The organism is Acidisoma cellulosilyticum (assembly GCF_020621385.1).
Lineage (GTDB): Bacteria > Pseudomonadota > Alphaproteobacteria > Acetobacterales > Acetobacteraceae > Acidisoma > Acidisoma cellulosilyticum.
This window is the reverse complement of sequence record NZ_JAESVA010000005.1, coordinates 405357-429703: the sequence shown is the minus strand read 5'-3', so window position 1 is coordinate 429703 and position 24347 is coordinate 405357. Positions and strand designations below refer to the sequence as shown.

The 24347-nt window shown below is 62.6% G+C and carries 24 protein-coding genes; 12 read left to right on the top strand and 12 right to left on the bottom strand.

Going from position 1 to position 24347, the window contains the following annotated elements; genetic code table 11:
- Positions 1-63: 63 nt before the first annotated feature.
- Positions 64-564 (bottom strand): lactoylglutathione lyase family protein, encoded by a 501-nt coding sequence (locus ACELLULO517_RS16940; RefSeq protein ID WP_227308581.1) that lies wholly within the window; start codon positions 562-564, stop codon positions 64-66.
- 146 nt (positions 565-710) lie between these two features.
- On the opposite strand from ACELLULO517_RS16940, the gene ACELLULO517_RS16935 reads away from it, so the two are divergent.
- The gene (locus ACELLULO517_RS16935; protein WP_227308580.1) at positions 711-1640 is read left to right on the top strand and encodes a LysR family transcriptional regulator; all 930 of its coding nucleotides are present in this window, start codon (positions 711-713) and stop codon (positions 1638-1640) included.
- 97 nt (positions 1641-1737) lie between these two features.
- On the opposite strand, the gene ACELLULO517_RS16930 is transcribed toward ACELLULO517_RS16935, so the two are convergent.
- The 7 genes from ACELLULO517_RS16930 to sfnG are packed head-to-tail and all read right to left on the bottom strand — an operon-like array spanning position 1738 to position 9070.
- The gene (locus tag ACELLULO517_RS16930) at positions 1738-2994 is read right to left on the bottom strand and encodes an SfnB family sulfur acquisition oxidoreductase (protein ID WP_227308579.1); all 1257 of its coding nucleotides are present in this window, start codon (positions 2992-2994) and stop codon (positions 1738-1740) included.
- Complete coding sequence (locus ACELLULO517_RS16925) at positions 2991-3791, bottom strand: ABC transporter ATP-binding protein (RefSeq protein WP_227308578.1); 801 nt, start codon at positions 3789-3791, stop codon at positions 2991-2993. The genes ACELLULO517_RS16930 and ACELLULO517_RS16925 overlap by 4 nt, the downstream gene beginning before the upstream one ends.
- 7 nt (positions 3792-3798) lie before the next feature.
- Positions 3799-5163, bottom strand: coding sequence for an ABC transporter substrate-binding protein (locus ACELLULO517_RS16920; protein WP_227308577.1), 1365 nt, complete (start codon positions 5161-5163; stop codon positions 3799-3801).
- 30 nt (positions 5164-5193) lie between these two features.
- Positions 5194-6234, bottom strand: coding sequence for a branched-chain amino acid ABC transporter permease (locus ACELLULO517_RS16915; RefSeq protein ID WP_227308576.1), 1041 nt, complete (start codon positions 6232-6234; stop codon positions 5194-5196).
- A 3-nt stretch (positions 6235-6237) separates the two neighbouring features.
- A complete protein-coding gene (locus ACELLULO517_RS16910; protein WP_227308575.1) occupies positions 6238-7128 on the bottom strand; it encodes a branched-chain amino acid ABC transporter permease in 891 nt (296 codons plus the stop codon).
- Positions 7125-7928, bottom strand: a complete 804-nt coding sequence (locus ACELLULO517_RS16905) for an ABC transporter ATP-binding protein (RefSeq protein WP_227308574.1) — start codon at positions 7926-7928, stop codon at positions 7125-7127. Before ACELLULO517_RS16905 ends, ACELLULO517_RS16910 begins: the two co-directional genes overlap by 4 nt.
- Positions 7929-7954: 26 nt before the next feature.
- Positions 7955-9070: a dimethylsulfone monooxygenase SfnG gene (gene sfnG / locus ACELLULO517_RS16900; RefSeq protein WP_227308573.1), complete on the bottom strand. Its 1116-nt coding sequence runs from the start codon at positions 9068-9070 to the stop codon at positions 7955-7957.
- 381 nt (positions 9071-9451) lie between these two features.
- Here sfnG and ACELLULO517_RS16895 point away from each other — a divergent pair, with 381 nt between their 5' ends.
- A complete protein-coding gene (locus tag ACELLULO517_RS16895; protein WP_227308572.1) occupies positions 9452-10750 on the top strand; it encodes a DEAD/DEAH box helicase in 1299 nt (432 codons plus the stop codon).
- Positions 10751-10795: 45 nt separating this feature from the next.
- On the opposite strand, the gene ACELLULO517_RS16890 is transcribed toward ACELLULO517_RS16895, so the two are convergent.
- On the bottom strand, positions 10796-11566 hold the full coding sequence (locus tag ACELLULO517_RS16890; protein ID WP_227308571.1) for an AraC family transcriptional regulator: 771 nt from the start codon (positions 11564-11566) through the stop codon (positions 10796-10798).
- A 99-nt stretch (positions 11567-11665) separates the two neighbouring features.
- Between ACELLULO517_RS16890 and ACELLULO517_RS16885 the strand changes: the two genes are divergently transcribed.
- Positions 11666-12577: a DMT family transporter gene (locus tag ACELLULO517_RS16885; protein WP_227308570.1), complete on the top strand. Its 912-nt coding sequence runs from the start codon at positions 11666-11668 to the stop codon at positions 12575-12577.
- Here ACELLULO517_RS16885 and ACELLULO517_RS16880 read toward each other — a convergent pair.
- Both ACELLULO517_RS16880 and ACELLULO517_RS16875 read right to left on the bottom strand, forming a co-directional pair.
- On the bottom strand, positions 12554-13186 hold the full coding sequence (locus tag ACELLULO517_RS16880; protein ID WP_264481529.1) for a DNA-3-methyladenine glycosylase I: 633 nt from the start codon (positions 13184-13186) through the stop codon (positions 12554-12556). The two genes, ACELLULO517_RS16885 and ACELLULO517_RS16880, sit on opposite strands and share 24 nt — an antisense overlap.
- A gap of 110 nt (positions 13187-13296) precedes the next feature.
- Positions 13297-14784, bottom strand: coding sequence for a glucosyltransferase domain-containing protein (locus ACELLULO517_RS16875; protein ID WP_227308569.1), 1488 nt, complete (start codon positions 14782-14784; stop codon positions 13297-13299).
- Between the two features lie 294 nt (positions 14785-15078).
- Between ACELLULO517_RS16875 and ACELLULO517_RS16870 the strand changes: the two genes are divergently transcribed.
- Positions 15079-15354: a chorismate mutase gene (locus ACELLULO517_RS16870; protein WP_227308709.1), complete on the top strand. Its 276-nt coding sequence runs from the start codon at positions 15079-15081 to the stop codon at positions 15352-15354.
- 9 nt (positions 15355-15363) lie between these two features.
- Here ACELLULO517_RS16870 and ACELLULO517_RS16865 read toward each other — a convergent pair whose 3' ends face one another.
- On the bottom strand, positions 15364-16230 hold the full coding sequence (locus ACELLULO517_RS16865) for a DMT family transporter (protein ID WP_227308568.1): 867 nt from the start codon (positions 16228-16230) through the stop codon (positions 15364-15366).
- Positions 16231-16386: 156 nt separating this feature from the next.
- Between ACELLULO517_RS16865 and ACELLULO517_RS16860 the strand changes: the two genes are divergently transcribed.
- From ACELLULO517_RS16860 to ACELLULO517_RS16825, 8 genes are all read left to right on the top strand, one after another.
- Positions 16387-17763, top strand: a complete 1377-nt coding sequence (locus tag ACELLULO517_RS16860; RefSeq protein ID WP_227308567.1) for an aminotransferase-like domain-containing protein — start codon at positions 16387-16389, stop codon at positions 17761-17763.
- A complete protein-coding gene (locus tag ACELLULO517_RS16855) occupies positions 17760-18653 on the top strand; it encodes a LysR family transcriptional regulator (protein ID WP_227308566.1) in 894 nt (297 codons plus the stop codon). Before ACELLULO517_RS16860 ends, ACELLULO517_RS16855 begins: the two co-directional genes overlap by 4 nt.
- A gap of 142 nt (positions 18654-18795) precedes the next feature.
- Entirely contained in the window at positions 18796-20136 is a 1341-nt protein-coding gene (locus tag ACELLULO517_RS16850; RefSeq protein ID WP_227308565.1) for an LLM class flavin-dependent oxidoreductase, read from the top strand.
- Positions 20126-21001 carry a sulfurtransferase gene (locus ACELLULO517_RS16845; RefSeq protein ID WP_227308564.1) on the top strand — a complete coding sequence of 292 codons (876 nt, stop codon included), beginning with the start codon at positions 20126-20128 and terminating at the stop codon, positions 20999-21001. The genes ACELLULO517_RS16850 and ACELLULO517_RS16845 overlap by 11 nt, the downstream gene beginning before the upstream one ends.
- Positions 20994-22388, top strand: coding sequence for an amidase family protein (locus ACELLULO517_RS16840; protein WP_227308563.1), 1395 nt, complete (start codon positions 20994-20996; stop codon positions 22386-22388). Before ACELLULO517_RS16845 ends, ACELLULO517_RS16840 begins: the two co-directional genes overlap by 8 nt.
- Positions 22385-23077 (top strand): HAD family hydrolase, encoded by a 693-nt coding sequence (locus ACELLULO517_RS16835; RefSeq protein ID WP_227308562.1) that lies wholly within the window; start codon positions 22385-22387, stop codon positions 23075-23077. Before ACELLULO517_RS16840 ends, ACELLULO517_RS16835 begins: the two co-directional genes overlap by 4 nt.
- A complete protein-coding gene (locus ACELLULO517_RS16830) occupies positions 23074-23472 on the top strand; it encodes a RidA family protein (RefSeq protein ID WP_227308561.1) in 399 nt (132 codons plus the stop codon). Before ACELLULO517_RS16835 ends, ACELLULO517_RS16830 begins: the two co-directional genes overlap by 4 nt.
- Positions 23473-23553: 81 nt before the next feature.
- Positions 23554-24336: a hydroxyethylthiazole kinase gene (locus ACELLULO517_RS16825; protein ID WP_227308560.1), complete on the top strand. Its 783-nt coding sequence runs from the start codon at positions 23554-23556 to the stop codon at positions 24334-24336.
- Positions 24337-24347 lie beyond the last annotated feature (11 nt).

Here is a 24347-nt window from a genome sequence, read left to right as displayed (position 1 = left end):
CGCAACGCGTGCGCGGACGACGAAGTATGGGCGGCGAGGTCTCTATCAAAACCTGACAGGCCCTTAGGAATAAGCGCCGGCGGAATAGGTCAGCTCGTAGCTATGACTGTAGATTTCAAAGATATTGCCGAAGGGGTCTTCCATATAGACCATGCGGTAGGGCTTCTCGCCGGGGAAATATTCGCGCACTGGCATTCTTTGGCGGCCGCCTGCGGCGACAACCTTGGCGGCCAGGCCTTCGACGTCGGGGTCCTGCACGCAGAAATGAAAGACGCCGGATTTCCAGTATTCGAAATTGTTCTCACGCTTCTCGGCGTTCTTGAATTCGAAGATCTCGACGCCGACACGGTCCCCGGTCGAAAGATGCGCGATGCGGAACTGCCCCCAATTGGCGCCGAAGACATCGGAACACATCATGCCGATAGCGCTATCATCCTCGGTAATCAGGGTCGGCGGCATGATGAGATACCAGCCCAGCACGTCAGTGTAGAATTTTACGGCCGCGTCGATATCGGTCACGGACAGGCCGATATGGGAAAAGCTACGCGGATAGACGGGATTCATGCGGTTATCCTTATGCGACGGCCGAACGACTGGCTTCGGCTGCCGGAAAGCGGCCAGCCGCAGCCGGTTATGACCGGGTGACAGAAACTGAGATACCAGCTAAGGGGACATAACGCCAATTACAATGTCCGATTTACGCCATCAGAATGCGCGATATCAGAAGCCTGGACCTGAACCTGCTGCGCACGCTGGACGCGCTGCTGGATGAGCGGAGCGTGACACGCGCGGCGGCGCGGTTGAGCCTGACCCAGCCGGCGGTCAGCGGCATGCTGACCCGGCTGCGGGAGAGTTTCGGCGACCCGCTGTTTGTCCGCACGCCGCACGGAATCCTGCCGACGCTCCGCGCCGCGCAACTGGCCGGCCCGCTGAAGCAGATTCTGGGGGATGTCGACAGCCTGCTGCTGCCGGCCGGTTTCGACCCGCTGACCGCCGCTTTCACCCTCTCCATCGCCGCGACCGATTACGCGCAGCAGGCCGTCGTGGTGCCTTTCCTGGCGGCGCTGCGCCGCCGCGCGCCCGCCATTCGCGTCGCCATCCGCCCGGTCGAAAGCGACCGCGTGCAAACCGCTTTCGAGCGCGGCGACCTGGACCTGGCTTTGATGACGCCGGACAGTGCGGCGCCGGACCTGCATGCGCGCCGCCTATTCGATGAAACCTATGTTTGTGCGCTGAGCGCCGACCATGCCGATGCCGCGACGGAGGTGCTGTCGCTCGACCGTTTCTGTGCCCTCGACCATGCGCTCGTCTCCTATGCCGGCGAGCGCTTCTGGGGCGTGACGGATGATGCGCTGGCCGAGATCGGCCGCGCCCGCCATGTCGCGCTGTCGGTCACGAGCTTTCTGGTGCTGGCGGAAGTGCTGCGCAGGACAGAGTTGATCGCGGTCGCGCCGCGCCGCCTGGTCAGCGGTGCCCCCGGGCTCGCCATGCGCGCGCCGCCCGTCGCCATACCCGGGTTCAGCAAGATCGCCGTCTGGCATGAACGGACGCATCGTGACCCCGGCCACCGCTGGGTCCGCGCCTTGCTGTTCGAGACGTCCGGGGGTTTGCCGGAGGAGAGCGCAGACCAAATTGGCTAGCGGATATCGCCCTGCCCATAAAGTCTGCGCCCGATGTCGTTCAGCGATCCGTCAGACCCGATCGCCTACACGCCAATAATCGAGACTGCGTTTGCCGCTAACTCCAGGCATGGAGCGGCGGGTTGACGCCATTGAGCGCATGGTTTCCAAGGATCGCGTATTTCCAGCGCACAGGGTCATGGAGCGTATGGGTCCTTGCGTTACGCCAATGCCGATCGAGTGCCTCGGCCGCCAGCGTTGACCGCGTGCCGGCCAGTTCGAATAGCTTGCTCGCGGCATAGACCGACAGTTCCGTGGACAGCACCTTCGCTTCGGCTGTCGCCAACTGCGCCGTCGCCACGCTCTCGCTCGTCGGATCGCTGACGGCGCGATCGATCGCGGCACCCGCACGATCGAGAAGTGCTTCGGTCGCGTGAAGCCGGATCGTCAGATCACCGATCGCCTGAATTGTGTAAGGATCATCGGACGCGCGATCCAGGCCGCTATCGATCCAGGGGCGGGATTTCGTGCGGACGAAGGCGATCGTGTCCTCAATCGCTGCTTTCGCAATGCCGGTATCGACAGCGGCCTGGATGATCTGGAAAATCGCGCCATCCGCTGTCGGCCGCTCATAGCCGAGATAACCCGGCACCAGATGCGTCTTCGGCACGGTGACGCGATCAAGAATGACCGTGCCGCTGCCTGTCGTGCGTTGCCCGAAGCTCGACCAGTCATCGATGACCGTCAGACCGGGCGCATTGCGATCCGCAATCGCGTACCAGGCACGCCCTTGATCGTCCAAGGCCACGATCGGCACCAGATGCGCGAAGATCGCGCCGGTCGAGTAGAATTTCCGGCCGGTGACGATGACGTGGTCACCTGCGTCCTCGAATTTGGTTTCAAAATCGGCCGCCCGTTTGGAACCGAATTCCGAGAAGGCATTGCCGAAGCGGAGACCGCTCAACACGAGGTCGAAGAGCAATGTTTGCTGGGCCGGATCAGAGACTGTCCGAATGGCCGCGACGACACCCAGATGGTTCTGGGGAATCTGCCCGATGGAGGGATCGGCCGCCGCGATGATCGCAATAACGCGGCATAGCGTCACATAGGAAAGCTCCGGCCCACCAAAGGCGCGGGGCACGTTGATGGACCACAGGCCGCTTTGCGAGAACAGGTCGAGTTCCCGGACCGGCGCGACGCGATCCCGGTCACGCGCGGCGGCACCTTGGACAAAATCAGCGGCCAGCCTATGGGCAACCGCGATCGCCTCGGCATCATCGCTGATGACATGGGCTGGGGCAGACGGCCGGGGCAATCCGGGAACACCACTCTTACCCAAGGGCGGATGCCCGGTATTCGGCTTAATGACGTTCATGCGACAACCTCAATGGATTTTGAGCGCGAAGACTCAGACGAAGGCGGTTTGTTGAGACCGAGATAGGCCGCGCGAATGTCGTCGCGCGCGCTGAGCTCGGATGCGATGCCGGTCAGGGTGACCCGGCCGTTTTCCAGCACAACGCCGCGGTGCGCGGCCTTAAGCGCCACCGTGGCGTTCTGTTCGGCCAGCAGGATGGAAAGCCCCTGATCGCGATTGAGCGCTGTGAGGGCAAGGAAGATTTCCGCGACGACGATCGGCGCCAGACCCATGGAGGGCTCGTCGAGAATGAGCAGTCGCGGACGCGCCATCAGCGCCCGGCCGATGGCCGCCATCTGCTGCTCCCCCCCGGACGTCAGGCCGGCAAGCACCGCCCGCTTGGTCCGCAGACGCGGAAACAAAGCATAGACAAGCTCCAGATCCGTGGCGGTTTCGGCCTTGCTGGCCCGCCGTCCGATCGCGCCGGTGATGAGGTTTTCCTCGATAGTCAGCGCCCGGAAGCAGTGCCGCCCCTCCAGAACCTGAACCAGTCCGGACGACACCAGCCGGCTGGTGGGCAAGCCCGCTGTCGATCGGCCGTCGAAGGTGATGCGGCCTCGGCTCATGCGGCCGAGCTTGGCATGCAACAGATTGGAGACCGCGCGCAATGTGGAGGTTTTTCCGGCGCCATTCGCACCGAGCAGGGTGACAATCTCACCCTGCCCGACATGAAGCCTGACGCCGCGCACGGCCGTGATGGCGGCGCCGTAGACGACGTCCACATCCTCCAACGTCAACAAGGCGGGCGCGACTGTCATGGTGACCTCAGTTCGCCGCGACGGTTTCTTTGGCGCAGTCGCGCGGCGTGATGCTGTGTTCCTTGGCGTATTTATTGGCCGATGTTTCAATGATCGGACGCAGAAGCGTCCAGTCCGGAGCGATCCAGTCGCTGATGCGAACCCATTTCGCCCCGTCCCATTGTTGGAAGGTCACATAGCCGTCGCCTTCGTGATTGGAGCAGGTGACGTTAATGGAATGAAACAGCCCTTCCGCACCCAGCGCCTTTACCCGCGCCGGATCGAGCTGCAGATGCTCGAAGCCCCACCGGACCTCGTCACCTGTCAAGGTCCGGTCGCCGAACTTCGCCTGAGCGATCCGGATGGCCTCGACGTTCAGAATGCCGTTCACGATACCAAGATTGTGGTAGACGCTGCCGATACGCGCCTTATCCGCGAGATTGCCCTTGCCGGCGCCATAGACGAGCCTCTCGATGTCCTGCACCACCGGATAGGTCGTTCCGGTCGCTTGCGTCGTCAGCGCAATATAGCCCTTCGCCGCGCCACCGGCCGGTATTACGTCTTCCTCGGAATTGCTCCAGACATTGCCGATGATATGGTCGGCCGGGAAACCGACTTTCTGCGCTGTCTTGAGCGCCACCGGATTCATCACGCCCCAGCCGCGCAGCACGACATAATTGGGATTGGTGCGGCGAATCGTCAACCACTCCGATTCCTGTTCAGTGCCTGGCGCCGGGACCTCGATCTGCTTCACCGTGAAACCGTATTTGGCGGCGAGCAGCTTATAGATGGGAACGGTCTCACGACCGTAGGGGGAGCCGTGATACAGGACGACGATCGACTTGCCGGCAAGCTTGGCGTCACCGCCCAGGCGACTGCCGATGAAATTGATGATGCCCGAGCTTTCGCTATAGGGGTTCATCAACAGCGGAAACACGTAAGGGAAAACGGCGCCGTCCGTGGAATCGGTCCTGCCGTGGTCGATCGTGATCAAGGGCACCTTATCGGCGGTCACGCCGTCGATCATGGCATAGGCGATGCCGACGCTGAGCGGATTCCAGGCGGAGGGGCCTGGAACATGCGTCTTTTGCCGCTGATAGCATTCAACGCCACGCTCGACGATATACTGCGTCTCGCATTCGTCCCAGGTGAGCTTGACGCCGTTCACGCCGCCGTCCCGCAGATTGATGAGGTTCATGTAGTCGATGAAGCCGCCGAAGAAGCCGGTTCCACCTGCGGCATAAGGGCCGACGCGATAGCTTTGCAGCGGAAAATACTGTTCCGGTTGGGCAGCCTGCGCCGAGACCATGGGGATGGCGGCCGCAAGAGCGAAACCTGCCACCAGGGCTGTTGAGCGCGCGAGCGCTGCCAGCCTCTTTGCAATAGGGACCATAGAAGACTCCGTATGAAACCGAATGACGATTCAGGTCGCGTTGCGCCGGATGCGTAAGCGACCGACGAGGGCGGAAAGACCGGCGGGTTCGAGCCTCAAAAAAAGAATGATGAGAGCGCCGAGGAAAATTTTCTGCACCAGGTCGACAAGTCCGCTGTCGAACCCGGGCCCGAGCAGGATGGCACCGGCGCGTGAGAGCAAAAGCGGCAGGACCACAATGAACGCGGCACCGAGGAAGGCCCCGCGAATGCTGGCAAGACCGCCGATGATGATCACGAATAGAATTTGGAAGGAGCGGTCGAGATCGAATCCGTCCGGCTCGATCGTCCGCAGATAGGCGAAGGACCATAAGGCGCCAGCCACGCCAATGTAGAAGCTGCTGACAGCGAAGATGAAAAGCTTCGTGCGCAGGACCTTGACCCCCAGAACACGCGCGCCAAGTTCGCTGTCACGCACGGCGATCAAGGCACGGCCGGTCTGGCCGGAGACCAGCCTCATGGCCAGAAAGGTCAGGACCGCGACGACGCCGAGGCAAAGCAGATAGCGCCTGACCGGACTGTCCAGCGCAAAACCACCCAGATGCAAAGGAGGCGGGCTTATGACGCCGGATGTGTCGTCGTTTGAAAACCAACTGATATTGGTGAGCGCCCATTGGACGAAGAACTGCGTCGCCAATGTTGAAACGGCAAGATAGAAGCCACGCAGGCGGAGACTGGGTAGACCGAAAACGATGCCAATGACGGCTGCGGTCAGTCCCGCGAAAGCGAGACCCGCGAGCAGCGGCAAGCCCGGAATCCGCAACAGGAAATTATATCCGGCGAAGGCCCCCACCGCCATGAAGGCCGCACTTCCCAGAGACACCTGACCGGCATAACCGGTCAAAAGATTGAGCCCCAATGCGGCAAGGCTGATCGCGAGGAATGGCGTCAGAATGGCATCGAACAAATAATCCGAATGCACTTGCGGGATGACGACAGCAAAGACGAGTAAAACCAGAAAGGGACCGCGAAAGGACTTGAGCCCGGGAAGGCCTTGGGAATTGGCCTGACGTTCGAGGATTGCGCTGCTCATGGATCAGACCCTTTCGACCAGTTTCTGGCCGAACAAGCCGGAAGGACGCACAAGCAGAAATCCGAGCGCCACGACATAGGCGATCCAACTATCGATACCGTCGCCGATATAGGGGCCAAGATAGACCTGAGCGAGATTCTCGGTCGCGCCAATGATCAGACCACCGATGATTGCGCCCGCAATGGAATCGAAACCACCGAGCACCAGGACGGGAAGCGATTTCAATACGACGAGCGACAGGGAGAATTGTACGCCTGTCCGCGCACCCCACAGCAGCCCTGCGACAAGGGCCACAATACCCGCCGTCGCCCAGACGGCGGCCCAGATGAACGGCAATCTCAAACCGATATTGAGCGCCGCATATTGGTCCTCGGCGGCGGCCCGAAAGGACAGGCCGATACGCGTATAGCGAAACAGGATTGTCAGCGCCGCGACCATTACGGCCGCGACCGCTGCGCAAAACAGATCGAACTGGCTTACGAGCACGCCCGCGATCTGCATGGGCTCATCTTGAATGCCAAGATCGAGGCCGTGGACCTGGGTGCCCCAGATAAGCTCCGCGCTGCCCTCGATAATATAGGAAAGACCAAGGGTGACCATGAACAAGGTGATCGGCGGCTGATTGATCATAGGTCGCAAGACAAATTTCTCGATCGCGATGCCAAGAATGACCATGACGAGGAATGTGATCGCGAGGGCATATAAGAAGGGCATGCCTCTTTCATGCAGGCTGACGAAGGTCAGTGCCGCGAAAAGCAGCATCGCGCCTTGGGCGAAGTTCAGGACACCGGATGTTTTGTAGATCAGCACGAAGCCGATCGCGACAAGCGAATACATGATGCCGGCGGCAAGTCCCGCGACCAGAACTTCGAAGAAAAAGCTCCACGCACTCATGCTGCAAGCACCGCGTCATCGCCGTCATCTGCGTGGGCGACGCCCAGATAGGCGTCGATCACGTCGGGATTGACCTGAATTTCGGACGGCGTTCCCTGCGCGATGCGCTTGCCGTGGTCCAGAACGGTAATGCGATCCGAGAGTTCCATCACCACGCCCATATCGTGCTCGATCAGGATGACAGTCACACCACTATGCGCTTGTGCTTCCCGGATGAACGCGATCATCCTGACCTTCTCACCCGCCGTCATCCCCGCCATAGGCTCGTCCAAAAGCAGAAGGCGCGGCCCCGCTATCAGCGCGCGGGCAAGCTCCACGCGCTTTTGTGCGCCATAGGAGAGGGTATTGACGGCGCGGTCCTGGACCTGTGTCAGGTCAAGGCGCGCCAGGATCGCTCGGGCAATTTCGTAGGCGTGAGCTTCCTCGCGCCTTGCGCGCGCGCTGCCGATGATCTGGCCCCAGGGCGTCGAGCGCGTCTTATGGGTCAGCCCCATCATGACGTTTTGCGTCACCGACATGCCTTTGAACAGAACGATGTTCTGGAACGTCCGCGTGATGCCCAGCTTGGCCAGCCGACCGGTTTCCATGCGCGAAAGATGCTGGCCGTCGAAGTCGATAGACCCGGCCTCGGGCCGATAAATGCCGCAGATGATATTGACCAGCGAGCTTTTACCGGCCCCATTGGGGCCGATGATGGCGTGAATGTCTCCGGCATGAATGTCGAGATCCACACCTTTGAGGGCAAGGATGCCGCCGAAGGAGAGTGTCACGCCTGAAAGACGGATCGCGGCGCCTGCCATGGTGGTGATGTCTCTGGCCGGTGCGGCTAAGCGGCGCGGGCGCGACTGCGGGCTTCTTCAAACTCGCGCACCAACGGCAGGACACGCTCGCCGAAGAACGCGACCTCCTCCTGGAAGTGCAGGAAAGCGCAGAGCACGAGATCGACGCCGATATCCTTCAGCGCGACGATCCGTTCGGCGATCTGGCGGGGTGTGCCGATCAGGTTCGTCTTGAAGCCGTCATTGTATTGAACGAGATCCTTGAAACCGGAATTGGCCCACATGCCCTGCCCCTCCGGGCTCGCTTGTCCTGCTTCCTTGACGGCGCCACCGAAGGCATTGACGGCCTCCGGGTCTGCCTGATCGATGATCGACGCCAGGACCGCCTGCGCTTCCTCCTCTGTCTCTCGTGCGATCACGAAGGAATTGACAGCAAACTTGACGTGGCGTCCGTGACTGGCGGCAATCGCCTGGACGTTTTGAATCTGCTTCCGGTGTCCGTCCGGCGTATTGCCGTTCATGAAATACCAGTCTGAGACGGCGCCTGCATTTTCCTGCGCCGCGCGGGAGTTTCCGCCCTGAAAGATCTCGGGATGCGGTCGCTGCACCGGCTTGGGCTTCAGGGTGAAGTCCTTCGCTTTGTAGAACTCACCTTCATAATTGAAATTGTCTTCGGTCCAGATGCCCTTCACCACTTCGATGAATTCACGCGAGCGCTTGTACCGCTCATCATGCGCCAGCCAGGGCAACCCAAGGGCTTCGAACTCACCGGCGAACCACCCGCTGACGACATTGATGGCCCATCGGCCTTCAAAAAGCTGGTCGGCCGTCGCCCCCAGCTTCGCGATAACATGCGGATGCCAGGGTCCAGGCAGGATCGCCGCAATAACCTTCAGCCGCGTGGTGCTGGCCAAAAGCGCCGTCGAGAAGGTTGTCGATTCATGCTGATACTCGGCGCCGTAGCTGCCGATGAACCGGATCTGCGATAGCGCGTAATCGAAGCCGGAAGCCTCGGCGATCTGCGCGAGTTTGACGTTGTAAGCCAGGTTCCAATCGGTCCTTTGCGGGATCTTGCTGACAACCAGACCGCCTGAGACGTTCGGGACCCAGTAGGCAAAGCTTAGAGGATCGGCGCCATTCGTCTTGGGAGGTTCGTTCGTCATTCTGATGTCCTCACCCAGTTAACCCTGGATCGTATTTCACGATTGAAAATAATTAAATGAAGCCAATGGCCTCGTAAGCAGGGTTAAATGCCGAAATAAGTTAGGTCAACAAATTAAAAACAAAAATTTTGAGTCATTTTATTATTTTACTTTTTACAATTGTATTTTCTCGTGACAAAATTGTTAACCTGCTGGCGCCAGATCGCGCGCTGCCGGGTCTTTCCATACAGCGCATTCAGCACTGGCTTCGGGATTTACAGGATGCTGCCGCCCGCCTCTCTGCGTTGACGCAGTGCAGCATCACCCGTAAAAGGCGTCATCCTGAACCAGCGAAGCCCCAATAGGCGCAGCCTTACCCAGCGCCGGAGGCGCCGCACGACCATGTCCATGACTTTCGCCGATCTTTCCCTGGCGCCATCCCTGCTCTCCGCATTGGCCGAGGAAGGGTATGTCTGCCCGACCCCGATCCAGGCGCAATCGATCCCGATGCTGCTGGAAGGCCGCGACATGCTCGGCATGGCGCAGACCGGCACCGGCAAGACCGCTGCCTTCGCGCTGCCGCTGCTGCATCGTCTGGCCGCCGCGCCGCGCCCGGCGCCCAAGGGCGGCGCCCGCGTTCTGGTCCTGGCACCCACACGCGAACTGGTCTCTCAGATCGCTGACGGTTTCGAGAAATTCGGCCGCCACATGAAGCCCCGCGTGACGACGATTTTCGGCGGCGTCAGCCAGTTCCATCAGGTCAATGCGCTGAAGGCCGGCGTCGATATCATCGTGGCCGCACCGGGGCGCTTGCTGGATCTGATCGATCAGGGCCTTTGCGACCTGTCGCAGCTTGAGGCGCTGGTGCTGGATGAGGCCGACCAGATGCTGGATATGGGTTTCGCCAAGCCGATCGAGCGCATCGTCGCGACCCTGCCGAAGGATCGGCATACGCTGCTGTTTTCGGCCACGATGCCGAAATCCATCGCGGTGCTGGCTGAGACCCTGCTGCGCGATCCCGCGAAGGTCGAGATCGCCCCGCCATCCACCACCGTCGACCGGATCGAACAATCGGTCATGTTCGTCGATGCATCCGACAAGAAGGCGGCGCTGCTGGCACTGCTGCGCACACCGGGCATTGGCCAGGCCGTGGTCTTCACGCTGCAGAAGAACATTGCCAACGAAGTTTGCGCCTTCATCACCGAGGCAGGCATCACGGCCGAGGCCCTGCACGGCAACAAGTCGCAAGGCCAGCGGGAGCGCGCGCTGGATGCCTTCCGCGCCGGCAGCGTGCAGGTTCTGGTGGCGACGGATATCGCGGCGCGCGGCATCGACGTCGATACCGTGACGCATGTTTTCAACCATGACCTGCCGAGCCTGGCGGAAAGCTATGTCCATCGCATCGGCCGCACCGGCCGCGCCGGGCGCAGCGGCTTCGCCGTCACGCTCTGCGATGCCGAGCAGCGGGCGTGGCTGCGGGATGTGGAGCGGGAAATCGGCCGCGCGCTGACCGTGCTGGCCGATCACGAATGGCATTCCGAAGCGGCAAGGAACTCGACCATGCGCGCGCCGGTTCTGGGCGGCGGCCCGGTCAAGCAAGTCAAGCCGCAGGAAAAAAAGCGCGAGCGCAAAGTCTGGACCGAGGAAGAGAAGCGCGCCGCGCGGGCAGCGGCGACCGGCAAGGTCCTGGAAGAAGTCTGATCAGGCCGGCGGCCGGGGCTTTATCTTAACGATTGAAGACAACCGTTAACGATAGAAGACACCCGGCGGCATGCCGAAATGGCGACGGAACATGGCGGTGAAGGCGCTTTGGCTGGCATAACCGCTGTCGAGCGCGACATCGAGGATGCGCGCGCCTTGGGCCAGTCGCTCCAACGCGAATAGCAACCGCGCCTGCTGCCGCCATTGCGCGAAACTCAGCCCGGTTTCCTGCATGAAGAGCCGGTAGATGGTCTTCGCCGTCACGGCGAAAGGCCGCGCCCAATCCTCGGCTGTCCTCGCGTCGCTGGGATCGGCAATCAGCGCCGCGCAGATCTGCCGCAGCCGCGCATCCTGCGGCATCGGCAGATGCAACGGCAGCACCGATGTTTCCCTCAGCTCATCCAGGATCAAGCGCATCAGCCGCTCATCCCGCGTGTCCGGCCGATAGTCCAAGGGCACAAGCATCGCGGCGATGATCAGTTCCCGCAGCAGGGATGAGACCGCAATGACGCAGCTGGCGCGCGGCAGATGCGGCGCGGCATCCGGACGGATGAACAAAGTGCGGATTTTCACCGCCCCGCTCATCCGCACCTCATGCGTCAAGTCCGGCACCAGCCAGACAGCGCGATTGGGCGGCACCACCCAGCTGCCGGCGGCGGAGCGCACTATCATCACCCCTTCGATCGCATAAAGCAGCTGGCCGCGCGGATGGGCATGCCAGCCGGTGGAAGCGCCGCTGGCGTAATCCGCCTCCATCGCCGCCATGGGCTGGGAAGTCGCGTGATAATCCTGATAGCGCGGAGGAGAATTGGGCATGTCCTATTCTCGCTAATTGACGTCTGTTTAGCGAGAGACGGACGCGATTGCCAGAGGCTAAGGCTGGACGCTCCCTTCATCCCATAAGAGCGAAACGCCATGCTCAAGCACAAAGCCGCCCTTCTCTACCCTTTCGGCGCGATCCTGATTTGGTCGGGCAATGTCATCGTTTCCCGACTGTCGGCCCATACGATCGGGCCGCAGGCCATCACCACCTATCGCCTTATTCTGGCGGTGGGTATCATGAGCCTGTTCGTCGCCCGGCCCGCCTGGCGCAACCGCGCCGTCATCTGGCCGCATATCGGGCAATTCGCGATCCTCGGCTTCCTGGCCGCCTGCCTGTTCCAGAGCCTGTCCTATCTGGCGGCGGAAACGACGACCGCCACCAATATGGCCGTATTCACGGCATTGACGCCGCTGCTGACGGTCGCACTCGGCGCGCTGGTGCTGGGTGAGGCGCCGACGATCGGCATGCTGGGCGGTGGCGTTCTGTCCTTCCTGGGCCTGATCTATCTGGTCAGCGGCGGTGACCCGGCATCGATCTGGCGCAACGGCATCCATCCGGGCGACGCGCTGATGTTCATCGATGCCTGCGTCTATGCGCTGTACGGCGTGCTGCTGAAGCGCTGGAAATTGCCGGTGGATGGTTGGCAGAACACCTATATGCAGTCGCTTTGCGCCTTGGTGATCATGATCCCCGCCTATCTGGCGACACCCGCACCGCTGCGACAGATCAATGCCGAAACCTGGCCGCTGATCGCCTATGCCGGAACCCTGGCCTCCGTCGTGCTACCCTTTTTCTGGATCCGTGGCGTGGCCCAATTGGGACCCAGCCGTTGCGCGATCTTCATCAACCTTTTGCCGGTGCTGACGGCAGCCGCGGCCATTGTGATGCTGGGCGAACCTGTCCGGCTGTTTCATGTCATCGGCGGGGGGCTGGCGCTGGCGGGCGTAATCGCGGCCCAGATCTTCAAACGCCCTCTGGCGTCACGGCGACTTTTCCACCCGTGACAGGGCGGGCAGCCGAAACCCTGCCCGCGCTGCCGCCACCGCATCCCGCGTCACGCAGCCATGGGCATGGTCATTGACCAGTCCCAGGGCCTGCATCATCGCGAAGACCGTTGTTGGGCCGACGAAAGCCCAACCGCGTTTCTTGAGGTCTTTTGATAGGGCAATCGATTCGGGCGAGGTCGTGATCGTCTGCGGCGGTGGCAGATTCTCCGCCGCAGGCTCGAACCGCCAGACATAGGCCGCGAGCGAGCCGACCTCACCGATCAAGTCCTGCGCCCGTTTCGCGTTGTTGATCGCCGCCGCGATCTTGGCGCGATTGCGGATGATGCCTTCATTCTGCAGCAACCGGCCGATATCGGCATCGGTCATCGCGGCCACACGGGCGATATCGAAACCATGGAAGGCAGCGCGAAAATTCTCTCGCTTGGTCAGGATCGTGCGCCAGCTGAGGCCGGACTGGAATCCCTCCAGGCAGAATTTTTCGAACAGCAGACGGTCGTCGCCGACCGGAAAGCCCCATTCGCGGTCATGATAGGCCAGCATATCCGGGCCGATGGCGCACCAATGGCAGCGCGGCCTCCCGTCCGGCGCGATCATCGTGCCGCTCATGCATGCGTCCTTTTCATCGGTCCGAATGATCGCCGGGCCCCACCCGGCTGGCAAGTGCTGCGCCGGTCAAGCGGCTGACCGATCCGGCGCAGCATGATGTCCGTCGGACATCAAGGGTTACCGCATGTCGGGCCGAGCTTTACGACAAGGACGCCGTCGATATCGCTGATGGCATTGGGATTGGGCCAGGCCGGCAGGAACGGCAGTTTTGACTGCACCCTGTCTTTATCGGCGTCTGTCGCCAGCTTGACATTGGCGATCCCGTTGACCGTCAGAAATGAGCTGATCCGGATGCTGTCATCGACGTCCCACGAAAAGAAGGATCCGCCGAAGACATCATAATGGTTCTTTCGCCAGAAGTTCGGGACCGCGTAAACGCCGCAGAAATAGACCGGCGTTTTGGTTTCATCGAATGCGGGCTCTCGGTCATAGATTGCCGATACAATGCGATTGCCCAGCAGAAGGTCCGATCGGTACGCCATCGTATCCGCAAAAAACAGGCGGGTTACATGAAAGGAACCGTAGAGGAGGCAGCATGCCACAATCACCCAGGCCCAGGATTTCCGCCACCCGATCGACCGGAAACCGAGCGTCCAAAATCCGGAAAAAATAACCGCCGAAGCCACGAATGTCCGCGGCGGCTCCTGCATGCCAAGCAAAAGCACCATGGCAAAGGGAGAGGCAATCCCGAACAGCACCAAGCCAAAGGCGAGCGCTTTTCTGGAAAGGCTGGGTTTGCGCTTCCAATACTGTACCAGGATCATAATGCCGGGAATAAAAACGGTCGCGTAGATCGACTCGCCGAAATAATCGCCCCCCGAGACATCCTTCCACAGAGAACCCGTCCCATTTTGAAACGCGTGAGACCAGGACCCGTGATGCCATCCCACCACCGCATCGAGATAGTCAGAGGCTGGAACGTGGAGCGCGAATTGGAGGAATTTTGTAATAAAATGATAGATGATCAAAGAAACGATCGTAACGGCTAAGGAAATGCCGATCTCGCGGACAATGCGTCTGTTCGGAGCATCCTCCAGAACCAGGGATAGGGCCGACAAGGCGCATAAGGCCGGCACAATAAGGACCAGGGATTGATAGGTAGAAATTGCAAATACAACAAGAACGACGCTTATTATATAGTATCGAAAATTTCCTTGATTTGCATTGCCTGCTGTCCTGACAATGCACCCGAAGGCGACGGTCGCGGCCAATAGGCCCAGCGCCACAGACTCCGTCTGGTTCAGGAATTCGAGTTGATAAGCAAATTGCGGAAACGCGATATAAAGCAAAGCCAGGAATTTTTCGGAAAAGCCGCCGTTCCCGATGATTTTAGCGGTGCCGATGGCGGCCGCCACCAGAAAAGCAAGGCTGATCGCCGGCATGAAAAAAGGCAAGACAGGGCCACGCAATATCGTGCTGTGGATGAGCGATGTCCCCCAGCGACCAATGCTGATATTATTGAATACGGTACCGAAAACTGCCCCATTTTCCTCGTCGATATGAAGGGCGAAGTTTGTCAGCGGATAGCCATATACAAATAACGCCGCTAAAAGGCACCCGATCAACAAGCTTTTATGCGCTTTATAGAACTCGTCCATGCCATCCACGTCGGTAAGAGGGCGGCCGTCTTAGCGTGATTGGCGGGCCGGTTGCAACGCAACCGAAACCGCATGTCGTTTCTCTACGTCGATGTTTTGAGGATAGCGGGCTGGGCCTGGGCACCGCGTCCACCGATCAGCGTTACGCCTCGGCGGTCATCGCCGTACCGTGTCAAATCCACGTCTTCCCGGCAGCCGAGACCGCGCTAGAATAGTCCGGCTAGAACAGGACTGATGAGAATGACGGACCAGCCGACCCAGACCGCGCCCCAAAATACGCCCCCCAATACGCCCATGGCAGCGCTGAAGACGCTGCGCCGCAGCATCGACAATATCGACGCCGCGCTGATCCATATGCTGGCCGAGCGCTTTCGCTGCACCAAGGCCGTGGGCGCCTTAAAGGCCGAGCATGGTCTGCCGCCCTCCGATCCGGCCAGGGAAGCCGAGCAGATCGCCCGCCTGCGGACGCTGGCCGAGGATGCCCAGCTGGACCCCGATTTCGCCGAGAAATTTCTGGGCTTCGTGATCCGCGAGGTGATCCAGCATCACGAAGCCGCCCGCCAGGGCTAGCCGCTTCCCTCAGGCGAAACGCCGCGCGGCGCCGACACACAGCACCACCGCGCCGGCCGCCGCCAGCATGCTCCATTCCATGGTCTCGCCCAGGACGAGGGCCGCCAGCATCAGCCCGATAAAGGGTTGCAGCAGCTGCAACTGGCCAACGCGCGCAGCACCGCCCAGCGCCAGGCCGCGATACCAGAACACGAAGCCCAGCAGCATGCTGAAGAGCGAGACATAGGCGAGGCCCGCCCAGGCAGCCAGCCCGATGCCGGCCCAATGCGCTGGCCTTGTCGCCATGGCGAGGACGAGCATCAGCGGCAAGGCCAGCAACAGCGCCCAGGAAATCACCTGCCAGCCGCCAAGCTGACGGGATAGCCTTGCCCCTTCGGCATAGCCCAGACCGCAGAGCAGGATGGCCGCCACCATCAGCAGATCGCCGGCGGTCGCTGCCCCTCCCCCTTGGCCGAGCGCGAAACCGACGACGCTGAGGCTGCCCAAAACCGAAAACAACCAGAATAGCGGCTTTGGCCGCTCCCCGCCGCGCAGCACCGCGAAACCCGCCGTCATCAAGGGCAGCAGGCCAATGAAGACGACGGAATGGCCGGCATCGATATGGCGCAAGGCCAGCGCCGTGAGCAGCGGAAAGCCGATGACGACGCCGAGTGCGACGATGCCGAGCGACAGAATATCCCCGCGTGCCGGCCGCTTCTGCCGCAGCAGGATCAGCATCGCCCCCGCGAGCGCGGCCGCAATGACGGCGCGGGCGGAGGTGAGGAATAGCGGCGAGAAGCCAGAGACGGCCAGGCGCGTCGCCGGCAGGGAGCCGCTGAAGATCAGCACGCCGAGCAGCCCGCTGCCCCAACCCGATCCCGTTTTTGTCTGTGTCATGGCGCCTCGCTTTCGCAAAAGGTCTGCGCTCACGGCACTGGCGGGGACAGGAACAATTCCATACAATCCTGTCGAACTGTACTGATGCGGAAGCCCATACAATTGGATAGCGTCAAGGACATCGCCGTTAGAACCGCCGGCCGCACGCAGGAGGTAATGGCAGCCATTCGCGCGCGCATGGCCAATCGCACGCTGGCGGGCGGCGACCGTCTGCCCTCCATCCGCGGTCTTGCGACCAGCATGGGCGTGTCGCCCTCCACCGTCGTCGAAGCCTATGACCGGCTTTCGGCGGAGGGTTTGATCCGCCCGCAGCGCGGCTCCGGCTTCTATGTCGCCGGTCGCGCCGCCGGGCCGCTGGCGCTCGCCGAGAGTGAGCCGAAACGGGATCGGGCCGTGGATCCCTTCTGGGTCTCCCGCCAATCGCTCGACGCCGATCAGCGCGTCATGCGGCCGGGCTGCGGCTGGCTGCCGGCAAGCTGGATGCCGACCGCCGCCCTCCGCCGTGCCGTGCGCGGCCTTGCCCGCTGCGAGGACGATCTGCTGGCCGATTATGCCGGCACGCGCGGCGCGCTGACATTGCGCCGCCTGCTGCTCGCGCGCTTCGCCGAGGAAGGTATTTCGGCCAGCCTCGATCAACTGATGCTGACCAGTTCCGGCACCCAGGCGCTGGATATGGTCTGCCGTTTCCTGCTGCGGCCGGGCGATGCGGTTCTGGTGGACGACCCCTGCTATTTCAATTTCCGCGCGCTGCTGCGGGCGCATCAGGTCAGGATCGTCAGCGTGCCCTATACGCAGTCGGGGCCCGATCTGGCGGCTTTCGAGACGGTGCTGCGGGAAGATCACCCGCGCCTCTACATCACCAATTCCGCGCTGCATAACCCGACCGGGGCGACGCTGTCGCTGCAGACGGCGCACCGGCTTCTGACTTTGGCTGCCGCCCATGATCTGACGATCGTCGAGGACGATATCTTCGCGGATTTCGAGCCCGAACCCTCGCCGCGTCTGGCGAGCCTGGACGGTCTCGCCCGCGTCATCCGCATCGGCAGCTTCTCCAAGACCATCTCGGCTTCCATCCGCTGCGGCTATATCGCGGCGCGCAGCGACTGGACCGAGGATCTGATCGACCTGCAGGTCGCCACCAATTTCACGGGCCCGAGCCCGCTGGTGACCGAGATCATCGCCCGCGTGCTGACCGATGGCCTGTATCGCAAGCACCGGCAGGCGCTGCATCCGAAGCTGTCGCGCGCAAGGCGGGAGACGGCGGCGCAGTTGCGGGCGCTGGGCATAGAACCCTGGGCGATGCCGCGCGGCGGTTTCAATCTCTGGTGCCGCTTGCCGGAAGGATTGGATTCCACGCGCGTCACGAAAGCCGCCATGGACGAGGATGTCGTGCTCGCCCCCGGCAATGTCTTCAGCGTCTCGCAAACGGCGGGCAATTTCATGCGCTTCAATGTCGCGCAATGCGGCGAGCCGCGTTTCTGGGAGGTGCTGCGCCGCGCGCTGGCCACCGCCAGGCAGGAGCAAGGGTCATGACCCGGATAGACCTGCTGCGCTCTTTCGTCATCCTGGGCGAGGCCGGCAATTACACGATCGCCGCCGACCGGCTTGGCATCAGCCAGCCGACGCTGACCAAGCAGATCGCGCGACTGGAAGATATCCTGGGGCAACTGCTGTTTCACCGCTCCCGCCAGGGCACCGAACTGACCGATTTCGGGCGTCAGTTTTTGGTCGAAGCGCAGCCGCTGGTGCGGGAGGCCGACCGTATCTGGGCGCGCGGGTTGCGCATGGCGGCGGGCCAGACCGGCCAGCTTGCCATCGGCTTTACCTTCTCCGCGCTGGAAGTGATGACGCGGGCGCTGATCGCCTATCGGGAGACTTTCCCGGACGTCGAAATCAGTTTCGACGACATTTCGTCGCAAAGCCAATTGCCGATGCTGCGCGAACACCGGCTGGATGTCGCGTTCGCACGGCTGCAGGATAGTCCTGACCTCTCCTCCTGCATCGTCTCCAGCGACCGGCTGGCCTTCGTCTTCCCGGCCGAACGCGCCGGCGAGATTGAGAGCATCGACAGTCCGGCCGTGCGGCATATGCCCTTCATCCGCCTGAAACACGCCATTGCGCCGGGGTTCGAGGGCGCGGTGCAGCGATTGTTCGAATGGAAGGGGATCGAGCCGGCCGTGACCCATTGGGTGAATGAAAGCCTAGTGCAATTGCGCATGGTCGCGGCCGGGCTCGGCGTCGCCATCATGCACGGCTCAGCCGTGTCTAGCCTCATCGATCGCTCGCGGCTTGTGGTGCAGCCCATCGACGGCCCCGATCTCGGCTGGCAGACGGCCATGTATTGGCGCAGCACGGAGAAGAAGCCGGTCGTGCTGCAATTCCTGAAGATCGCCGAGGGCGTCGCCGCGTCATTCCAAAAGTAATCACGAAGGCAAAATCTCTTCTGTTGAAAGCCGGCTTCCGGACGTCAGGATAGGTTTCTTCAGGATATCACATGGCGTGATGGCAAAGGCGCGACGCTATGCCGGATAGGCATGAGCGAGCGTTGCGCTTCAGGAGCAGAGAATGGCCGGGCAGATCAATCTCGCCGCTTTCATGAATGGCGGGCCGATGGGAACCTCGGGCTGGCGCCATAAGGATGCCGACCCTGCGTTTCTGTCCGCCAGCTATTACCGCAATGCCGCGCGTATCCTGGAAGCCGCCTGTTTCGACCTCGCCTTCATCCCTGACGCGCTGTCCATGCCGCGCTCGCTCGGCGGGTCTTTCCGTCCGGCGGTGGAATGGGGATCGGGCACGCCGCGCCTGGACCCCATGACGGTGCTGGGCGTCATGGCCGGCGCCAGTACCCATCTCGGCCTCGCCGCCACCATCTCCACCGGCTATCACGAGCCCTATAATCTGGCGCGGGAATTGGCGAGCTTCGATCATCTGACCGATGGCCGCGCGGGCTGGAACATCGTGACATCCTTCCAGGACGCGGAGGCGCAGAATTTCGGCCAGGACAAGCTGCCGCCGCGCGAGGCGCGTTACGCCCGCGCCGAGGAGGTTGTGGAAGCGACGGCGCGGCTGTGGGACAGCTGGGATGACGATGTCATCACCCAGGACAAGGATAGCGGCGTGTTCGGCAACCCTGACCGCGTGCGCGCCGTCGATTTCAAAGGCAAATATGTCAGCACGCAGGGACCGCTTTCGGTGCCGCGCCCGCCGCAGGGCTATCCGCTGCTGATCCAGGCCGGGGCTTCCCCGCGCGGACGGGATTTCGCGGCACGCTGGGCCGATGTCATTTTCAGCAGCAACGAATCTCTGGAATCGGCGATTGCCTTCTACCAGGACATCAAGAAGCGCGCCGCGGCCTTCGGGCGCGACCCGGATCAGATCAAGGTTCTATGCGCCGCGACCGTGGTTGTGGGCGAAACGGATGCGGAAGCCCAGGCGAAGCATGAAGCCTTCGCCGATCTGGTTCATCCCCTGGCTGGCCTGTCGCGCCTCGCCTATCATTGCAATGTCGATCTGACGCAATACGACCTGGACGGACCTTTGCCGACCTTGGAAGAAGTCGGCGTTCAGGGCCATTACGAGGAAGTCGTCGAATTCGCCCAGCGCGAAAAGCTGAGCGTGCGGGAGATCGGGCGCTGGTACGGCGCGCGGACCGAAGGCAATATGATCGGCTCGGCCAAGACCATTGCCGATAGGATGGAGCATTGGGTCGCAGCCGGCGCGGCGGACGGGTTCATGGTGCAGGCGACGCATCTGCCCGGCGCCTTTCAGGACTTCACCGCCGGCGTGGTGCCGGAATTGCAGCGGCGCGGGCTGCATCGCACGTCCTACCCCGAGGGCACGACGCGTGACCTGCTCGGCCTGAAGCGTCCGCTGCGCGACGAATGGATGAACCGCGTTGCGCGCTGACCCCTCCCCCCTGGTCGAGGCCGATTGGCTGGCGGCCAATCTTGATGCGGTCGTGGTGCTGGACTGCTCGGTCGCGCGCATCCCCGGTATCAATGGCCGCACCGCATTCGCGCCCGGCGGAGCCGCCTTCACGCGCGGCCATATTCCTGGCGCGCGCTTCGCCGATGTCATGCAGGCGTTTTCGGATCCGGACGCGCGCTATCCCTTTACCTGTCCGACGCGAGCGGGATTCGATAGCGCCGCGCAAGCGCTGGGCCTGAACGCGGATAGCCGGATCGTCGCCTATGACAATCTGGGCAGCGCCTATGCCGCGCGGCTGTGGTGCGTGTTTCGGGCTTTCGGCCTGACCAATATTCGCGTGCTGAATGGTGGCATCGGCGCCTGGGAAGCCATCGGCGGCGCTATCGAGACGGGCGAGGCCGCGCCAGTGCCGGTTGGTACTTTGAGCGCTCAGCAGAATTCTACGCTGTTCGTCGATACGGATTTTGTCGCCGAAATGATTGGTCATGGAACCATTCCGGGGCAGCCGCTGCTCTGCGGGCTGCGCGATGTGCAGTTTCGGGGTGACGACAGCACTGACCCTCGGCGCGGCCATATTCCGACCAGCCTCAACCTTCCCTTCCCTGACCTTCTGGACGCGGACGGCAGGCTGACGCCGGAGCGTGTGGAGGCGGCCCTGTCCAAGCTCGGCGTCGGGCATGATATCGCCCCGGTGCTCTATTGCGGTGGCGGTATCAACGCGGCCGGTCTGGCCTTGGCGCTGTCCCTGGTCGGCATCGATGACGTGAAAATCTACGACGATTCCATGAACGGCTGGCGGAATACGCTGTCCCTGCCGGTCGCGCATGAGGCAAGCCATGTCTGACATCACCCTGCTGACGGCGGCCGACATGACCGCAGGCTTCGCGGGCGGGCGCTTCACCCCGGTCGATGTCGCGGAAGCCGCCCTCGCCCGTATCACCGGGCCCTTGGCCGCGCTGAATGCCATCGCCAGCGTCTCTCCCGGCCTGACCATCTCCCTGGCCGAGGCGAGCACAGAACGCTGGCGCGCAGGCAAGCCGATCGGCCCGCTGGACGGCGTGCCGATCAGCTTCAAGGACAGTTTCCATATGCAGGGCTTTCCGCGCTGGCACGGCACCGCCTGCCATGCCGGCACGCCCTCCCCCCATGACGCTCTGCCCGTGCAGCGGGCGCGCGCCGCCGGCATGGTGCCGACCGCCAAGACGACGATGCCGGATTTCGCCATGGTCATGTCCGGCCTAAGTTCCGAACACGGCATCATCCGCAATGCCTGGGATGGTGCGACCAGCCCCGGCGGCTCCTCCTCCGGCGCTGGCCCCTCCGTCGTGCTGGGTGGCGCGGCCGTCGCACTCGGCACCGATATGGTGGGATCGGTACGCCTGCCGGCCGCATTGTCCGGCCTTGCCTCCATCAAGCCGACGCAGGGCCGCATCGCCTATGATCCGCCGGGCAGCTATCGCAGTGCCGGCCCGATGGCGCGCTGTGTGCGCGATGTGGAACTGACGCTCGCGGCCCTCGGCCAGTTTTCCGACGGCGATTTCTTCTCGGCCGAGGGGCGTTTCATCCCGGCGCTCACGGATCTGACGCGTCTCGACGGCCGCCGCATCGCAGTCTGGGCGCAGGCCGGCTGGGGTGACGCGACCGATGCGCCGACGCTGGCGGCTGTGCAGACGCAGGCCGCGCGTCTGGCCGATCTTGGTGCCGAAATCATCGAGATCGCCGATATCACGGTGGACGCCGAGGATTACATGGCGATCCACTGGTATATGCTGTCCATCGGTGCGCCCGATTACTTTGGCCTGACGCCAGCCGAGCGCGGGCGCATTCATCCTGTCATCGGTGCGATGTATGACGGCATGCTGGTCCAGTCTGCGATCTTTGCGGCCGGCGTCAATCGCCGTATCACGGTCGCGACCACGCGCATTGCCAAGCAACTCTCCGATTTCGACTATGTGCTGTCACCGGCTTTGCCGGTGCGCGCCTTCCCGGCCGAACTGCCCTGCCCTGACCCGTCGCTGGGTGCGATGTCCCACCAGGCTTTCGCCTGCTGGTTCAACCAGCTCGGCTGGCCGGCCGCGACCGTCGTGGTGCATGATGCGGGGGACGGCGGTTGCCCGGTCTCCGTCCAGATCGCCGGCAAGCGGTTTGACGATGCCGGCGTGCTGCAGGTGGCCAAGCTTCTGGAAAAGACACGCGGTTTCGATATCCGCTGGCCGGAGACCGTTGTATGAAAACGCTCGTCATCTTTGATGTCGACGGCACGCTGCTGGATTCAGGCAATTTGCATCATGACCTGATCACCCGCCTTCTCGCCGATGACGGGCTGGACGTGACGTTTCAGCCCTGGAGCGCCTATCCGCATTATACCGATCTGGGCGTGCTGGATGCGCTGTTCCGGCATTACCACGGACGCGGCATCACCGCCGCCGAACTCTCCCGCTACGATGAATTGTACGAGGCCGCGCTGCGCGAGCATCTGGCGGAACACGCGCTTCACGAAATCCCCGGCGCCAAAGCGCTTCTGACCGATCTGGCCCAGCGCGATGGTGTGAAGATTGCCTTTGCCACCGGATCGCTGCGCCGCATGGCGAGGCTGAAATTGTCTCTCCTTGGGTTGAAGCCGGACGATCTGGCGCTGGCCACCGGCGGGGAGCACCTCACCCGCGAAGACATCGTCCTTGCGGCTTCGGCACTTGCCATGGGCGCGGAGGCCGAGCCCTTCCGTGCCGTCATTCTGGGCGACGGGCTTTGGGACCAGCGCACCGCCGCTGTGCTCGGCATTCCTTTCGTTGCCTTGCAGACCGGCCTGCATGTTTTCAATACCGAGACCGCGCTGACCTTGGCCGATTTCAGCACGCTGACGGCAGAGCATCTGCTGTCCTTGGCACAGCCCGTCAGCCTTCACGAGGTCAAGCGATGACAAGACAGACGATCGCGACCGGCAGCCGCTACGAAGAGCTGATGGGCTATTCCCGCGCTGTCTTGGCGCAGGGGACCATCTATGTCTCGGGCTGTTCCGGCCTGCCGCCGGATATCGACACCGCTGGCCCGGGTGATGCCGCCGCGCAGCTGGCCTATGCCGTGACGAAGGTCAGCCGCATCCTGGAACAGGCCGGCGCCACGCTCGCCGATGTCGTGCGCACCCGCCTTTATCTGACCGACGACGCGGATTGGGATGCGCTGATTGCGGCCCATGGCCGGGCTTTCGGCGCCGTGCGGCCGGCCTGCACCATGGTGCAGGTCTCCCGCCTCATCGATACGCGCATGAAGATCGAACTTGAAGTCACGGCCATTGCCGGGGTCAGCGCCGAATAGGACGCCGCAGACGAAACCTTCCGTTTTTTGTATCAACCTGACGATCAACCGCCGCGTCGCGGCCGGAACCTGGAGAGCGTGATGAAAGAATTATCTTGGCGGGATACCGCCGTCCGCCACGAATTTTCCCGGCTGAAGGCCATGAAACCCTTCTGCTACGGCTTGACCAATTACGTCACCGCCGGTCTGTCGGCCAATGTTCTGCTCGCGGTCGGCGCCGGCCCCGCCATCGGCACGGCCATGGACTGGCCCAGCGTCTTCGGCGGCCATGCCCATGCCGTCTGGATCAATGCCGCCTGCCTGATGAGCTGCGGACCGGATGAAATCCGCCTCGCCGCGCGTTCGGCCCATGAAGGCAATGTGCCCTGGGTGCTGGACCCGGTGGCGGTCGGTGCCGGTGCGGCCGAATATGATGCGGTCGTCCGCAGCCTGCTGGAATTCAAGCCGACCGCCATTCGCGGCAATGCGTCCGAGTTGATCGCGCTCGCGGGCGGCCATGGCGGCGGCCAGGGTGTGGAGACGACCTTGACCTCCGACAAGGCGCTGCCTTTCCTGGAGAAGGTGGCCGCCGAGACCGGCACCATCGCGGCCGTCAGCGGCCCGATCGACTATATCACCGACGGCCGCACCACGATTGCGGTCAGCGGCGGTGACGCGCGGATGACGCAGATGACGGGCGCCGGTTGCTCGCTCGGCGGTTTCATCGCCGGCATGCTGGCCAATGCGGATGACCGTCTGACGGCGGTGGCCGCCGCCCACGCGATCTATTCCGAAGCGGCCGAGCGTGCGTCCGGTGCTATCGGCACGGGCAGCTTCGCCGTGCAGTTCCTGGATCATCTGTCGCTGCTCGACCCTGCTGAATAATCACGAGACAA

Coding starts and splice junctions, on each gene's coding strand:
- ACELLULO517_RS16940 (WP_227308581.1), bottom strand. CDS start 564: ATGAATCCCGTCTATCCGCGTAGCTTTTCCCATATCGGCCTGTCCGTG.
- ACELLULO517_RS16935 (WP_227308580.1), top strand. CDS start 711: ATGCGCGATATCAGAAGCCTGGACCTGAACCTGCTGCGCACGCTGGAC.
- ACELLULO517_RS16930 (WP_227308579.1), bottom strand. CDS start 2,994: ATGAACGTCATTAAGCCGAATACCGGGCATCCGCCCTTGGGTAAGAGT.
- ACELLULO517_RS16925 (WP_227308578.1), bottom strand. CDS start 3,791: ATGACAGTCGCGCCCGCCTTGTTGACGTTGGAGGATGTGGACGTCGTC.
- ACELLULO517_RS16920 (WP_227308577.1), bottom strand. CDS start 5,163: ATGGTCCCTATTGCAAAGAGGCTGGCAGCGCTCGCGCGCTCAACAGCC.
- ACELLULO517_RS16915 (WP_227308576.1), bottom strand. CDS start 6,234: ATGAGCAGCGCAATCCTCGAACGTCAGGCCAATTCCCAAGGCCTTCCC.
- ACELLULO517_RS16910 (WP_227308575.1), bottom strand. CDS start 7,128: ATGAGTGCGTGGAGCTTTTTCTTCGAAGTTCTGGTCGCGGGACTTGCC.
- ACELLULO517_RS16905 (WP_227308574.1), bottom strand. CDS start 7,928: ATGGCAGGCGCCGCGATCCGTCTTTCAGGCGTGACACTCTCCTTCGGC.
- sfnG (WP_227308573.1), bottom strand. CDS start 9,070: ATGACGAACGAACCTCCCAAGACGAATGGCGCCGATCCTCTAAGCTTT.
- ACELLULO517_RS16895 (WP_227308572.1), top strand. CDS start 9,452: ATGTCCATGACTTTCGCCGATCTTTCCCTGGCGCCATCCCTGCTCTCC.
- ACELLULO517_RS16890 (WP_227308571.1), bottom strand. CDS start 11,566: ATGCCCAATTCTCCTCCGCGCTATCAGGATTATCACGCGACTTCCCAG.
- ACELLULO517_RS16885 (WP_227308570.1), top strand. CDS start 11,666: ATGCTCAAGCACAAAGCCGCCCTTCTCTACCCTTTCGGCGCGATCCTG.
- ACELLULO517_RS16880 (WP_264481529.1), bottom strand. CDS start 13,186: ATGAGCGGCACGATGATCGCGCCGGACGGGAGGCCGCGCTGCCATTGG.
- ACELLULO517_RS16875 (WP_227308569.1), bottom strand. CDS start 14,784: ATGGACGAGTTCTATAAAGCGCATAAAAGCTTGTTGATCGGGTGCCTT.
- ACELLULO517_RS16870 (WP_227308709.1), top strand. CDS start 15,079: ATGGCAGCGCTGAAGACGCTGCGCCGCAGCATCGACAATATCGACGCC.
- ACELLULO517_RS16865 (WP_227308568.1), bottom strand. CDS start 16,230: ATGACACAGACAAAAACGGGATCGGGTTGGGGCAGCGGGCTGCTCGGC.
- ACELLULO517_RS16860 (WP_227308567.1), top strand. CDS start 16,387: ATGGCAGCCATTCGCGCGCGCATGGCCAATCGCACGCTGGCGGGCGGC.
- ACELLULO517_RS16855 (WP_227308566.1), top strand. CDS start 17,760: ATGACCCGGATAGACCTGCTGCGCTCTTTCGTCATCCTGGGCGAGGCC.
- ACELLULO517_RS16850 (WP_227308565.1), top strand. CDS start 18,796: ATGGCCGGGCAGATCAATCTCGCCGCTTTCATGAATGGCGGGCCGATG.
- ACELLULO517_RS16840 (WP_227308563.1), top strand. CDS start 20,994: ATGTCTGACATCACCCTGCTGACGGCGGCCGACATGACCGCAGGCTTC.
- ACELLULO517_RS16835 (WP_227308562.1), top strand. CDS start 22,385: ATGAAAACGCTCGTCATCTTTGATGTCGACGGCACGCTGCTGGATTCA.
- ACELLULO517_RS16830 (WP_227308561.1), top strand. CDS start 23,074: ATGACAAGACAGACGATCGCGACCGGCAGCCGCTACGAAGAGCTGATG.
- ACELLULO517_RS16825 (WP_227308560.1), top strand. CDS start 23,554: ATGAAAGAATTATCTTGGCGGGATACCGCCGTCCGCCACGAATTTTCC.